We start from the raw sequence: 12,038 nt of genomic DNA, 5'->3' as shown, positions 1-12,038 counted from the left end.
GCTCGGCCGCCGGCCGTCCGGGATGACGAGGAGAGGATCACGCATGTCCGCCACCCCTTCCGTCGTTTCCGCCGCCCCGGCAGACCCCGTCGATATCCTGCGCACGCTGATACGCTGCCCCTCCGTTACCCCGGCGGAGGGCGGCGCGCTGGCCTATCTCGACGCCGTGCTCTCCAATGCCGGCTTCGCCACCCACCGGGTGACGCTGACCGGCCCGGACACGCCGGATGTGGAGAATCTCTATGCCCGCTTCGGCACGCGCGGCCCCAATCTGTGCTTTGCCGGCCATACCGACGTGGTGCCGCCCGGCGATGCCGCGCATTGGCGCTTTCCCCCCTTCGAGGGCGCGATCCACGAGGGGGTCATCTATGGGCGCGGCGCGGTCGACATGAAGGGCGGCGTCGCCGCCTTCATCGCGGCCGGGCTCGATTTTGCCGGCGCCCATGGCCACGACCCCGACCATGCGGAGCTGCCGGGCTCGATCTCCTTCCTGCTCACCGGCGACGAGGAGGGCCCGGCGATCAACGGCACCGAGAAGCTGCTGCGCTGGCTGGCCGACCGCGACGAGCGGATCGACCATTGTGTGCTGGGTGAGCCCACCTCGCGGGCAACGCTGGGCGACATGGTGAAGATCGGCCGGCGCGGCTCGCTGTCCGGCACGCTCACCGTGCATGGCCGGCAGGGCCATGTCGGCTATCCCCATCTCGCCGAGAACCCGATTCCCGGCATGGTGAAGCTGCTCGCCGCGCTGAAAGCCGAGCCGCTGGACGGCGGCAACGCGCACTTCCAGGCGTCGAACCTTGAGATCGTCTCGGTCGATGTCGGCAATCCGGCCTTCAACGTGATTCCCGCCGAGGCGCGGGCGCGCTTCAATATTCGCTTCAACGACCTGTGGACGCCGGACACGCTCGCCGCCGAGATCGAGCGGCGCCTGAGGGCGGCAGCCGGCAACGAGGTGCGTTTCACCCTCGCCTTCGAGGCCCGCTCCTCCGACAGCTTCCTCACCGCCCCGGGCGAATTCGTCGACCTCGTGGTCGAGGCGATCGCGGCGGCGACCGGCCGCCGGCCGGAACTCTCCACCACGGGCGGCACCTCGGATGCGCGCTTCATCAAGGATCACTGCCCGGTGGTCGAGTTTGGGCTGGTGGGCACCAGCATGCATGCGGTGGACGAATCGACGCCGGTCGGAGAGGTGGCGGCGCTCACCCGCGTCTATGCCGGTGTGATCGCCCGCTACTTCGCGCTGTTCGGGCGCTGAGGGCGGACGCGGCCTATCGGCTCTTCAGTCCCGGCGCGAGGGCGTCGACCCGGCTCGTGCTGTTCACATCGGTGGAATAGAGGTCGGTCTGCACGCTGCCGCTGATCTTCACGCAGGTGGAGGACCCGGCCAGGCGGGTGAAGCCGGCGCCATAGCGGGCGCAGGCGGGATCGCTCTTCTCGGCGGCGGCGGTGTTGGCTGGGCGGCCGGGGGCGGTGGCCTGTGCCGCTGCCGGCAGGCTGCCGAGGAGCGTTGCCCCGGCGAGAAGCAGGGCCTGGGCACCCGAGCGCCGGGCGCTGCGTCCGTTCGTCGCCGTCCTGCCCATGTTGTCCCCCGTCGCCTGCAACCGTGCCGATTTTCCGATCCGAATGCGGCTCCAATCGGGCGCGGTCAAGCCTTGCCGCTTCCGGCGCCGGGGGCGAAACCGGATAGGATGGCCTGATTCGTTCACCGGACGCCCGCCATGCCGAACATGCCCCGCCCCGTGCTCGCCACCAGCGCCGCCGTCTTCCGCGATGGCAAGGTCCTGCTGGCCCGGCGCGGCCGGCCTCCTTCGCTGGGGCTGTGGACCTTGCCGGGCGGGCGGGTCGAGCCGGGCGAGACGCTGGCCGAGGCGGCCGCGCGCGAGGTGATGGAAGAGGTGGGTGTGACCTGCGCGATTGTCGGCGTCGCCGGCGCACTCGACATCATCCAGCATGATCGGGAAGGCGTGCTGGCCGCCCATTTCGTGGTGGTGAGCCATGCCGCGCGTTGGGTGGGCGGCGAGCCCCGCATCGGCCCCGAGGCGGCGGAAGTCGGCTGGTTCGATCCCGAGGCCCTGCCGCAGGAAACGACCGAGGGGCTCACCGGCATCATTGAGGCGGCCTGTCTGCTGGCACGGGCCGACGACGCGCCGGAGGCTCAGTAGGCCCATGCGGGCTCTTGACGCTCGCGCGGCGCCGGCGCACCACACGCCCATGCGACGCACTGCGCCCGTCACCCTACTGCTCGCCCTGCTGCTGGCGACCCTCGCCCTCGCCACACGGCCGGCGGCGGCGCAGGCGACCCAGGGCGGTGCCCCGCCCTATGAGGGCGAGCTGCTGCATCTGGCCGAAATCCTTGGCGCCCTGCACTATCTGCGCCCGCTTTGCGGGGCGGCCGAGGCGACGCGCTGGCGCGACGAGATGCAGAGCCTTCTGGATGTGGAGGCGCCCGCCGGCGCCCGCCGTGGCCAGCTCACCGGCGCCTTCAACGCCGGCTATGAGAGCTATCGGCAAGTCTATCGCGTCTGCACGCCCTCGGCGGAACTGGCCAGCCAGCGCTATCTGGAGACCGGCGCCAAGCTCGCCCGCGACGTTGCGACCCGCTACGGCAGCAACTGAGCCGCGGCGCAGGAGCCGGGCGATCGAACGATTATGTCACACCTGTCGCATTTTTGCCGCGGCAAATTAACCGTCCTTCAATTCTTGGGCGGACGTGCCGCCGGGGCATGCTAAGGTTTGGTCGTTGCGTGCCCCGCAGGGCGGAAACTCGGCACGCGGAGGATTTGGTTTGTCTCAGCTTCCTGGAACGCTCGATATCGACGACAAGGCCGACCAGGCTCACGAGGACGAGCGCCATGCTGCGCTCGCCTATCTCGATGAGGCGTGGAACGAGGCCGTCTATGACGGGCTCGACGAGGACTGCCTTGCCCAGGCGGCCCTGTTCACCGCCATCCGCTCGATGGTCGCCACCTATGGCGAGGAAGCCGCCGCCGGCTTTGCCGAGCGCCTGGCCGAGCGCATCCGCGCCGGCGAGTACACGATTCCCTATAATCGCCAGTAGCCGCGGCGCCGAGCGAAGGCGTCGCCTCTAGCCCTTGCGCCGGACGAAAATCTCCAGCCCGTCGACATCCGATTCGCTGAGTGCCCAGCCGCGCGCGGCGTAATAGGGCGCCAGCGGCGCCTCCGCCGCCAGATAGACTTGCGCATGGCCGGCCGCGAACGCCGCCTCGGTCGCATGCGCCAGCAGGGCGGCGCCGATGCCCTGCGCTCTCACCTCAGGCTCCACCCACAGCGCGGCCGCCCAGGGTGTCAGTTGCGGACGCTGGTCGAGATCGCTGGCGATGAGTGCGACGCAGCCGCGAAAGCGCGCGCCTTCATGCGCGACGAAGGTCGTCGGCACCGCGTTCGGCCCAAGGCTCTCGTCGAGCCGGGCGCGCAGGGCGGCAAGCGGCACGCCGTCCGCCTCCCACCACGCCCGCCAGACACGTTCGGCGACCACGGCCGTGAAGGCGGGGACCCTGCGCAGGTCCGACACGGTGCCGGCGGATGTCATGCGGGTGAATCTCCAACGCAAAAAGCGCGGCGACTGGCGTCACCGCGCTTGGAAATCTCTTGCGTCCCGACAGCCCCTGCCGGGGCCATCCGGCGTCGTCTCAGCGGGGGCCGCTGGGAACGACCTTGGGCTTCGAGGGCAGCAGGCCTTCGCGCTGGGCGCGCTTGCGGGCCAGCTTGCGCGCACGACGGACGGCCTCGGCCTCCTCGCGGGCGCGCTTCTCGGACGGCTTCTCGTAGTGCCCGCGCAGCTTCATCTCGCGAAAGATGCCTTCGCGCTGCATCTTCTTCTTCAGCGCCTTGAGGGCCTGATCGACGTTGTTGTCCCGAACGAGAACCTGCACGTGTCTTCCTCTTTCGTGCTTCGCGTATCGCGCATCGTTGAATTCTGGCGATTGGCGCGGGTCTCCCGAAACCTACGGGATGGCGGGCAGCCAATCAGGGTGAGGGCACATAGCAGGACTCCCCACGCTTGTCCACCATCACGCGGGCCGGGGCGCGACAAAGCCGCGTGAAGCCGCCGAAAGCAGCCCTCACACGCCAACGATGGCGATCACCTCGGCCACCGCCGCCTTGCTGCGGAAAGCCAGCGCCGCCTGATATTCCGGCGAGTGGTAGCAGGCTAGCGCGGTCTTAAGGTCCTTGAAGGCGACCAGCACGTTGCGCGAGCGGGCCGCACCGTGCACCCCCTCGTGCCGGCCGCCGCGCACCACAAACCAGCCTTCATATTTCGCGATGGCGATGGCATCGGCCGCGACATAGGACTTGTAGGTCTCCATGTCGTGAACATCGATCCGCATCACCCAATAGCCGGTGCCGGGCCCGGCCGCCGGGCCGGAAATGGTGCCGGAAGCGGGTTGGTCGCCCTCATAGCCCTCGATGATCAGGTGCTCGCCCTCCGAGGAGGCCACGCGATGGGTGTAGGCGGCCTGGTATTCCGGCGAGTGGAAGCAGGCGAGGGCGGTGTCGTAATCCTTGAATTCGACCACGACATTGCGCGAGCGCGCGGTGCCCTCCAGCGCCTCAGGCGTGCCGCCGCGCACCAGGAAACGCCCGCCAAAGGCGGCGATCGCCGGCTCCGCGCCCTGTAGATAGGGCTTGTAGCCGTCCGTGTCGTGCACATCGAGGCGGCTGATCCAGTAGCCCTTGGCCATTGTTCTCGGTCCTTTTGCGTCGGTTCAGGAAAGGGCGCGGGCGATTTCGGCCTGCACCGCACGGGCGGCTGCGGCGGGATCGGGCGAGGCGACGATCGGCCGGCCGACCACCAGATGGTCGGCACCGGCGCGGATGGCGGCAAACGGCGTGGCGATGCGCTTCTGGTCGCCGACGTCGCTGCCGTCCGGACGCACGCCGGGGGTGACGATGGCGCCCTTGGGGCCGAGCGCGGCGCGCACGGAGGTCGCGTCGGTCGGGGCGCAGACGATACCGTCAATGCCGATCTCGCGCGCCTGCGCCACCCGGCGCGCCACTGTTTCGGCGACGCTCGCGGCATAGCCGGCCTCGGTGAGGTCGGCCGCGTCATAGGAGGTCAGCACGGTGACGGCGAGGATGCGCAGCGGGCTCGCCCCCTTGCCTTCCATCGCCGCGCGCATGGTCTGGGGGTAGGCGTGCACGGTGGCGAAGCTGGCGCCGAGCCCGGCGAGGCTGGCGACGCCGCGCGCCACCGTGTTGCCGATATCGTGCAGCTTGAAGTCGATGAACACCTTGCGGCCATCGGCGATCAGCTCGCGGGCAAGGCCGAGGCCGCCGGCAAAGCCGAGCTCATAGCCGATCTTGTAGAAGCTCACGCTGTCGCCGAGCCGGGAGACGATGCTCTCCGCCGCCCCGACCGAGGGCAGGTCGAGCGCGACGATGAGCCGGTCGCGCGGATCGGGAACGGGGGCGTGCATGAAGACGGTCTCCGCGCTTGAGTACTCTCTGCAAAAGTCGACCAACTTCCGCGAGGAGAAAGGCTCCGGTCTCTCTAGGCGCGCAGACCCGCCCGCAGCGCCGCCTGCTCGATAAGCGCTGTCATCACCGCGCGCAACCTTTCGCGGGCCTTCTCGTCCTTGAAGTCACCACGCTCGTCGAAGGCACTGGACGCGCCCGCCAGCATCACCTGCTCGGCCAGCACGAGGCAGCCGAGGCCGAGCGCCAGGGTCTGGCGCAGCATCATGGAGGCGCGGTAGCCACCTAAACCGCCGGGCGAGGAGGAGCCGATGGCGTAGACCGGGCCCTTGAAGGCGTCGCCCTCGCCGCCGCGCACCCGGCTTGCCCAGTCGAGCGCGTTCTTCAGCAGCGGCGGCAGGCCGGCATTGTATTCCGGGGTGACAATGAACACGCCATCGGCACGGGCGAGCTGCTCGCGCAGCTGCGTCGCGGCGGGCGGCACGCCCTCTTCCGCTTCGAGGTCGCCGTCATAGATCGGCATCGGGTAGTCGGCCAGCGACAGCCGCACCGGCTCGCACGCCATCTGCGCCAGTTCCTTCACCGCCAGCGCGGCGAGGCTGGCCGAGAAGGAGCCTGTGCGGATGGAGCCGGCGAAAACGACGATGCGGGGCAGACGCATGCGACCTCCTGCGATGGCGCGACTGATGCGACCGGCCGTCACGCCTCGACCGCGTTCAACTCCGGCGCCACCGCGCGCTGGGCGTTGGAACGATACACCCAGACGCGGGCGGGCGGGAGGTTGGCCCAGATGCGCTGGCTGACATGGGCGTCGAAACGCTCCGGCGCCAGCGGCACCGGCGAGACGACGGCATAGGTGAACTGGATGAAGGGTGCGCGGGGGGCGCTGAGGCCGAAGGCCTGGTCGAGCAGGCCGTGGCGCTCGGGCGCCGGGCGGGTGAACAGCGGCAGGCTCGACACCACGGCGGCGCAAGGGCCATCGAGATGGCCGTCCACCGTGCGCGCCATGTTGTAGGCGTCGCCCTGGATGACGGTGGCGGCGGGGAAGCGCAGGCGCAGCAGCTTGCAGAATTCCGGGTTGTACTCGATCAGCACCAGCCGCTCCGGCGCGACGCCACGGGCGATGAGCGCCGCCGTCACCGGCCCGGTGCCAGGGCCGAGCTCGATCACCGGACCATCCTGCTCGGGGTCGACAAAGCTCGCCATGGTGCGCGCCAGGGCCCGGCCGGAGGGCGAGACGGCGCCGGTACGCAGCGGGTTCTGCAGCCAGGACTGGAGGAAGCGGACTTCGTCGGGGCGCTCTTTCGGCGAGGGGCAGGCAGAACGATTGAGCATGCGACTTCGATTCCGGTAAGCCGTGGCGGGAAGGCGCGCAACGCGAGGCGGCGAGGCGAGGGCAGCGCGGCAACGCGACGAGGCAGGTGCCGCGCGCCAGGAGACCGGGGCCAACATTAGAGGCCGGACAGCCTCCTGTTAAGGCCTCGCGATGACGCAGTGATTACGTTTCGCCGCTTATTCGGCATCGCCGGCAAAGAAATCCTTTACCCGGGCGAAGAAGCCGCTCGATTCCGGATGAGTGTCCTTTGAACATTCCGCATCGAACTCGCTCAGAAGTTCGCGCTGACGTCGCGTCAGGTTCTGCGGCGTTTCGACGACAACCTGCACATACATGTCGCCGCGCGTGCGGCTACGAAGTACCGGCATGCCCTTGCCGGACAGGCGGAAACGCTTGCCGGACTGCGTGCCCTCGGGGATTTTCACCTTGGTGGTCTCGCCGTCGATGGTCGGCACCTCGCAGGTGCCACCAAGCGCGGCGGTGACCATGGAGATCGGCGCCCGGCAGAACAGGTCCGCCCCGTCGCGCTGGAAGAAGTCATGCGGGGCGAGCGAGAGGAAGATGTAGAGGTCGCCCGGCGGGCCGCCGCGCACACCGGCCTCGCCCTCATTGCCGAGGCGAATGCGGGTGCCGTCCTCGACACCGGCCGGAATGCCCACTTCCAGCGTGCGCTCCTTGGTGGTGCGCCCGGCGCCGTCGCATGCCGGGCAAGGATCCTCGATCACCTGGCCGCGTCCCTGGCAGGTCGGGCAGGTGCGCTCCAGGGTGAAGAAACCCTGCGCCTGGCGGATGCGCCCGCTGCCCGAACAGGTGCGGCAGGTGGTGGGCTGGGTGCCCGGCTTGGCGCCGGTGCCGGTGCAGGTCTCGCAGACGATCGAGGTCGGCAGGCGGATGGTGGCGTCCTTGCCGGAGAACGCCTCCTCCAGCGTGATTTCCATGTTGTAGCGCAGGTCCGCCCCGCGCTCGCGCCCGCCACGCCCGCCGCCGCTGGCGCCGCCGCGCCGGCCGCCGGACATGCCGAACAGGTCGTCGAAAATGTCGGAGAAGGTTGAGGCGAAATCGGAACCGAAGCCCGGCCCGCCCTGCCCGCTCATGCCGCCATCGAAGGCGGCATGGCCGAATCGGTCATAGGCTGCGCGCTTCTGCGGGTCCTTGAGGACGTCGTAAGCCTCGCTGATTTCCTTGAACCGGACCTCGGCATCGCCGTTGCCGGGGTTCTTGTCGGGATGCCACTTCATCGCCAGCTTGCGGTAGGAGCTCTTCAGCTCGCCATCGCTGCAGGTCCGGGTGACTTCGAGGAGTTCGTAATAGTCGCGTTTGGACATGGGTCGCTGTGCCGTCGCATCCTTGGCCGCCGCCGGCGCTTCCCGCGGCGGGCGGTACCGGCCGCCATGCAGGAAACCTGCCGGAGGACGCCCCGGCGGTGATCCTGCGTGCCGGGCTCACGCTACCTGTGGCGGCTGCGGCACGGCCGCGCGGCCACGGAAAGAAATCCGCCCCCGGAACGGAATCCGGGGGCGGCGCTCAGATGTCGATCAGGCCGACTTCTTCTTGTCGTCGTCGACCTCGGTGAACTCGGCGTCCACCACATCGTCCTTCGGCGCCTCGTCGCTGCCGGCATCGCCCTGCTGCGAGGCGTACATCGCCTCGCCGAGCTTGAGAGAGGCCTGCGCCAGCGTGTTGGTCTTGGTGACGATCGCTTCGCCATCATCGCCTTCCATCGCCGCCTTGAGATCGGCCAGCGCCGTCTCGATCGCGGCCTTCTCGGGCGCGCCGACCTTGTCGCCATAGTCGGCGAGCGACTTCTCGGTCGAGTGGATCAGCGCCTCGGCGTGGTTCTTGGCTTCGACGGCCGCGCGCCGCTTCTTGTCTTCCTCGGCGTGCGCCTCGGCGTCCTTCACCATCTTGTCGATGTCGGCGTCCGACAGGCCGCCGGAGGCCTGGATGCGGATCTGCTGTTCCTTGCCGGTGCCCTTGTCCTTGGCCGAGACATTGACCAGGCCATTGGCGTCGATGTCGAAGGCGACCTCGACCTGCGGCACGCCGCGCGGCGCCGGCGGGATGCCGACGAGATCGAACTGGCCGAGGATCTTGTTGTCCGCCGCCATTTCGCGCTCGCCCTGGAAGACCCGGATCGTCACCGCCGTCTGGCCGTCCTCGGCGGTGGAGAAGACCTGGCTCTTCTTGGTCGGGATGGTGGTGTTGCGGTCGATCAGGCGGGTGAACACGCCGCCCAGCGTCTCGATGCCGAGCGAGAGCGGGGTCACGTCGAGCAGCAGCACGTCCTTCACGTCGCCCGCGAGCACGCCGGCCTGGATCGCGGCGCCGATGGCGACCACTTCATCCGGGTTGACGCCCTTGTGGGGCTCCTTGCCGAAGAACTGCTTCACCACTTCCTGCACCTTGGGCATGCGGGTCATGCCGCCGACGAGAACGACCTCGTCGATCTGCCCGGCGGTGAGGCCGGCATCCTTGAGCGCCTTCTTGCAGGGCTCCATGGTGCGCTGGATCAGGTCGTCCACCAGAGCCTCGAACTTGGCGCGGGTGAGCTTCATGGTCAGGTGCTTGGGACCCGAGGCATCGGCCGTGATGAAGGGCAGGTTGATCTCGGTCTGGGCCGCGCTCGACAGCTCGATCTTGGCCTTTTCGGCGGCTTCCTTCAGCCGCTGCAGGGCGAGCTTGTCGTTGCGCAGGTCGATGCCCTGCTCCTTCTTGAACTCGTCGGCGAGATAGGTGACGAGCCTCATGTCGAAGTCTTCGCCACCCAGGAAGGTGTCGCCATTGGTGGACTTCACCTCGAAGACGCCGTCGCCGATCTCCAGGATCGAGACGTCGAAGGTGCCACCACCGAGGTCGTAGACCGCGATCGTGCCGGCCTGCTTCTTGTCGAGGCCATAGGCCAGCGCAGCCGCCGTCGGCTCGTTGATGATGCGTAGCACTTCAAGGCCGGCGATGCGGCCGGCATCCTTGGTGGCCTGGCGCTGGGCGTCGTTGAAATAGGCCGGGACGGTGATGACCGCCTTGTCGACCTTGGCGCCGAGATAGGCCTCGGCCGTCTCCTTCATCTTCTGCAGCGTGAAGGCGGAGATCTGCGAGGGCGAATACTTCTTGCCGTCCGATTCCAGCCACGCATCGCCATTGTCGCCGCGCACGATCTGGTAGGGGACGAGCTTCTTGTCCTTCTCAACCATCGGGTCTTCATAGCGGCGGCCGACGAGGCGCTTCACCGCGAAGAAGGTGCGCTCGGGGTTCGTGACCGCCTGGCGCTTGGCCGGCTGGCCGACGAGGCGCTCGCCATCTTCGGTGAAGGCGACGATGGAGGGTGTGGTACGCGCGCCTTCCGCGTTCTCGATCACCTTCGGGGTGGTGCCTTCCATGACCGCGACGCAGCTATTGGTCGTGCCGAGATCGATGCCGATGACTTTAGACATATGTTTCTCCTTCCGGCAGGCCGGCCGGACCTTCTTGAAGCACCCGGAGAGGAACGGACTGGATGCCGTGCCCCCGGACCGGCCCCCAAACAATTGGGTACGACGCTATCCGCGCCGTTCGTGGCCGATATAGGGGGCGGCCGTTTCCGCCGCAAGAAGCAGCGTGCGTGGAAAAGATGCGCCGCGCGAAAGCCTCGCCCGGCGCGGGGGCCGCCGCGGGCGGCCCGGAAGTCACGGCGCGGGCGCGAAGGCCGGCTGGAAGCGCCCGGCGAGCGCCCGCAGCACCGTGATCTGGTCGCCCAGTTCGCGCCAGTGGCGGGGGTTCAGCTCCAGCATGGCGACGGCGCCGGCGGGCGGGCGGACCATCTGCACAACCGCGTCCCAGTCGATGCCGCCCCAGCCGATCGGCAGGTGCAGGTCGCCCTCGCCAAACGCCACCGCCTCGGCCGGGTCGTAGAACCACAGGTCGGCCGGCCGGCGCTCATTGGGGCGACCGAAGGAATCGTGCAGGTGGAAATGGGCGACATGCGGCGCCAGCGCCGCCATTTCGGCCAGCGGGTCGAGCCGCGCATCGGTGCAGCGGATATAGGCGTGGCTCACATCGAGCGTCGCCTTCACCGCCGGGTGGTCGATCGCCGCCAGCTCGCCGGCGAGCTTGGCCGGGGTCGCGGTTTCGCGGGCGTGAACGAAGCGGAAGATGTTCTCCACGCACAGCGTCACGCCATTGGCCGCCGCATGGTCGCCGGCGCGGGCGAGGGCGTCGCGCTGGCGGGAATAGGCGACTTCCAGATCGTCGTCGGGGTCGCGCACGAAGCCGGTATGGATGACGAGGTGCTGGGCGCCGATGGCGGCGGCGATGTCAATATGGGCGGCGAGCACCTTCTCATGCCGCGCCAGGCGATCGGGCACGTCCATCAGGTTGACGGCCAGCGCGCCGTGCACGCTGTAGCCGAGCCGGCGACCCTGGAGCGCCCGGACCAGATCGTTCAGCCGGTTGTCGAGGACGCGCCCGTTCACCACGAGGTGCCAGGCATAGACCGGCAGTTCCACCATATCGACGCCGAGCGCTTCCGCTTCGTCGAGCCCGGCCCCCACATCGTCGAACTCGGGACTCCCCTCGCGAAGGGAGAAGCCGCAGGCGCGAATGGCGGGAACCGGGATATGGAACTGCATCGTGTCGATCTTCCCCAGGGATAGGCATGAAACGCGGGCGACCGCCGGGTACGGCGCTCGACCAGATTACGGCACATATATGGCACAGACGTAACGGCTCGGCCGAATCGTCTGGAATAACGGTAGGTTAGCGGGCTCCCAAGCTGCCGCGCCGCTCACATTTTCGGTGTCATCCAGCCGGTAACGGCGCCTTGCGAATCGCGCACAATGGCGATGCGGCCGACCTCGGGCACGTCAAAGGGCGCGCGTAGCAGGGTGCCGCCGGCGGCGACCGCCCTTTCGCACCGCGCATCGACATCGTCGACCGCGATATAGCAAAGCCAGTGCTCCGGCACCCCGTCGAATTCCGGCCCGTCGAGGGGGAAGATGCCGCCCACCTGCGCCTCGCCCTGGCGGATGATCCAGTAGTCCGGGCCGCCCTCCATGGGCATTGGTGTGAAGCTCCAGCCCAGCGCGGCGGCGTAGAACGCCTTGGCGGCCGGGATGTCGCGGCTGTTCAGTTCGTTCCAGACGAAGATGCCGTGCGGCGGTTCGGTTTGCCCCGTGCCTTCCATGGCGATGGCCCTTCCATGTTAACCCTGTGGACACCATAACCCGAAAACGGCTGCCGGGTTCACCGCCGCCGGCGGCCCGGCCCGCCATGTTGACGCCGCGATGGC

At 68.7% G+C, this 12,038-nt stretch carries 14 protein-coding genes and 2 pseudogenes; 4 read left to right on the top strand and 12 right to left on the bottom strand.

All coding sequences use genetic code 11. From position 1 onward, the window contains the following. The first annotated feature begins 43 nt into the window (after positions 1-43). A complete protein-coding gene (gene dapE / locus BLO63_RS09565) occupies positions 44-1,258 on the top strand; it encodes a succinyl-diaminopimelate desuccinylase (RefSeq protein ID WP_091439576.1) in 1,215 nt (404 codons plus the stop codon). Between the two features lie 13 nt (positions 1,259-1,271). Here dapE and BLO63_RS09560 read toward each other — a convergent pair whose 3' ends face one another. Then, positions 1,272-1,583: a hypothetical protein gene (locus BLO63_RS09560; RefSeq protein ID WP_091439574.1), complete on the bottom strand. Its 312-nt coding sequence runs from the start codon at positions 1,581-1,583 to the stop codon at positions 1,272-1,274. A 138-nt stretch (positions 1,584-1,721) separates the two neighbouring features. On the opposite strand from BLO63_RS09560, the gene BLO63_RS09555 reads away from it, so the two are divergent. The 3 genes from BLO63_RS09555 (at position 1,722) to BLO63_RS09545 (ending at position 3,061) form a co-directional block, all read left to right on the top strand. Further along, a complete protein-coding gene (locus BLO63_RS09555; RefSeq protein ID WP_091439572.1) occupies positions 1,722-2,165 on the top strand; it encodes an NUDIX hydrolase in 444 nt (147 codons plus the stop codon). 49 nt (positions 2,166-2,214) lie between these two features. Further along, on the top strand, positions 2,215-2,619 hold the full coding sequence (locus BLO63_RS09550) for a TIGR02301 family protein (RefSeq protein WP_244517784.1): 405 nt from the start codon (positions 2,215-2,217) through the stop codon (positions 2,617-2,619). Positions 2,620-2,788: 169 nt separating this feature from the next. Then, complete coding sequence (locus BLO63_RS09545) at positions 2,789-3,061, top strand: hypothetical protein (protein WP_018388667.1); 273 nt, start codon at positions 2,789-2,791, stop codon at positions 3,059-3,061. 27 nt (positions 3,062-3,088) lie between these two features. On the opposite strand, the gene BLO63_RS09540 is transcribed toward BLO63_RS09545, so the two are convergent. From BLO63_RS09540 to BLO63_RS09495, 11 genes and pseudogenes are all read right to left on the bottom strand, one after another. Next, positions 3,089-3,553: a GNAT family N-acetyltransferase gene (locus tag BLO63_RS09540; protein ID WP_091439567.1), complete on the bottom strand. Its 465-nt coding sequence runs from the start codon at positions 3,551-3,553 to the stop codon at positions 3,089-3,091. Positions 3,554-3,653: 100 nt separating this feature from the next. Further along, positions 3,654-3,896, bottom strand: coding sequence for a 30S ribosomal protein S21 (gene rpsU, locus BLO63_RS09535; protein ID WP_091439565.1), 243 nt, complete (start codon positions 3,894-3,896; stop codon positions 3,654-3,656). A 189-nt stretch (positions 3,897-4,085) separates the two neighbouring features. Further along, positions 4,086-4,355: pseudogene (locus tag BLO63_RS21320) on the bottom strand (DUF1330 domain-containing protein); the annotation flags it as partial. A gap of 51 nt (positions 4,356-4,406) precedes the next feature. Continuing rightward, a pseudogene (locus tag BLO63_RS21315) lies at positions 4,407-4,706 on the bottom strand (DUF1330 domain-containing protein); the annotation flags it as partial. A gap of 24 nt (positions 4,707-4,730) precedes the next feature. Further along, positions 4,731-5,441: an orotidine-5'-phosphate decarboxylase gene (gene pyrF / locus BLO63_RS09525; protein WP_091439561.1), complete on the bottom strand. Its 711-nt coding sequence runs from the start codon at positions 5,439-5,441 to the stop codon at positions 4,731-4,733. A 74-nt stretch (positions 5,442-5,515) separates the two neighbouring features. Then, on the bottom strand, positions 5,516-6,100 hold the full coding sequence (locus BLO63_RS09520; RefSeq protein ID WP_091439559.1) for an NADPH-dependent FMN reductase: 585 nt from the start codon (positions 6,098-6,100) through the stop codon (positions 5,516-5,518). Between the two features lie 38 nt (positions 6,101-6,138). Beyond that, positions 6,139-6,774 carry a class I SAM-dependent methyltransferase gene (locus BLO63_RS09515; protein WP_091439558.1) on the bottom strand — a complete coding sequence of 212 codons (636 nt, stop codon included), beginning with the start codon at positions 6,772-6,774 and terminating at the stop codon, positions 6,139-6,141. A gap of 177 nt (positions 6,775-6,951) precedes the next feature. Then, positions 6,952-8,100 carry a molecular chaperone DnaJ gene (dnaJ, locus tag BLO63_RS09510; protein ID WP_091439556.1) on the bottom strand — a complete coding sequence of 383 codons (1,149 nt, stop codon included), beginning with the start codon at positions 8,098-8,100 and terminating at the stop codon, positions 6,952-6,954. 210 nt (positions 8,101-8,310) lie between these two features. Continuing rightward, positions 8,311-10,206, bottom strand: a complete 1,896-nt coding sequence (gene dnaK / locus BLO63_RS09505) for a molecular chaperone DnaK (protein ID WP_091439554.1) — start codon at positions 10,204-10,206, stop codon at positions 8,311-8,313. A 231-nt stretch (positions 10,207-10,437) separates the two neighbouring features. After that, positions 10,438-11,379 carry a sugar phosphate isomerase/epimerase family protein gene (locus BLO63_RS09500; RefSeq protein WP_091439553.1) on the bottom strand — a complete coding sequence of 314 codons (942 nt, stop codon included), beginning with the start codon at positions 11,377-11,379 and terminating at the stop codon, positions 10,438-10,440. Between the two features lie 155 nt (positions 11,380-11,534). Further along, on the bottom strand, positions 11,535-11,933 hold the full coding sequence (locus BLO63_RS09495; protein WP_091439551.1) for a VOC family protein: 399 nt from the start codon (positions 11,931-11,933) through the stop codon (positions 11,535-11,537). Positions 11,934-12,038: the final 105 nt, after the last annotated feature.

The organism is Ancylobacter rudongensis (genome assembly GCF_900100155.1).
GTDB classification, from domain to species: Bacteria; Pseudomonadota; Alphaproteobacteria; order Rhizobiales; family Xanthobacteraceae; genus Ancylobacter; species Ancylobacter rudongensis.
Note: the sequence above shows the minus strand (reverse complement) of the source record. Positions and strands in the feature narration are given on the sequence as shown.

What these genes read in the sequence shown, in the direction of transcription:
- BLO63_RS09495 (WP_091439551.1), bottom strand. Translation starts at nt 11,933, where the DNA reads ATGGAAGGCACGGGGCAAACCGAACCGCCGCACGGCATCTTCGTCTGG.
- BLO63_RS09540 (WP_091439567.1), bottom strand. Translation starts at nt 3,553, where the DNA reads ATGACATCCGCCGGCACCGTGTCGGACCTGCGCAGGGTCCCCGCCTTC.
- BLO63_RS09550 (WP_244517784.1), top strand. Translation starts at nt 2,215, where the DNA reads ATGCGACGCACTGCGCCCGTCACCCTACTGCTCGCCCTGCTGCTGGCG.
- BLO63_RS09520 (WP_091439559.1), bottom strand. Translation starts at nt 6,100, where the DNA reads ATGCGTCTGCCCCGCATCGTCGTTTTCGCCGGCTCCATCCGCACAGGC.
- BLO63_RS09560 (WP_091439574.1), bottom strand. Translation starts at nt 1,583, where the DNA reads ATGGGCAGGACGGCGACGAACGGACGCAGCGCCCGGCGCTCGGGTGCC.
- pyrF (WP_091439561.1), bottom strand. Translation starts at nt 5,441, where the DNA reads ATGCACGCCCCCGTTCCCGATCCGCGCGACCGGCTCATCGTCGCGCTC.
- dnaJ (WP_091439556.1), bottom strand. Translation starts at nt 8,100, where the DNA reads ATGTCCAAACGCGACTATTACGAACTCCTCGAAGTCACCCGGACCTGC.
- BLO63_RS09500 (WP_091439553.1), bottom strand. Translation starts at nt 11,379, where the DNA reads ATGCAGTTCCATATCCCGGTTCCCGCCATTCGCGCCTGCGGCTTCTCC.
- BLO63_RS09555 (WP_091439572.1), top strand. Translation starts at nt 1,722, where the DNA reads ATGCCGAACATGCCCCGCCCCGTGCTCGCCACCAGCGCCGCCGTCTTC.
- dapE (WP_091439576.1), top strand. Translation starts at nt 44, where the DNA reads ATGTCCGCCACCCCTTCCGTCGTTTCCGCCGCCCCGGCAGACCCCGTC.
- BLO63_RS09515 (WP_091439558.1), bottom strand. Translation starts at nt 6,774, where the DNA reads ATGCTCAATCGTTCTGCCTGCCCCTCGCCGAAAGAGCGCCCCGACGAA.
- dnaK (WP_091439554.1), bottom strand. Translation starts at nt 10,206, where the DNA reads ATGTCTAAAGTCATCGGCATCGATCTCGGCACGACCAATAGCTGCGTC.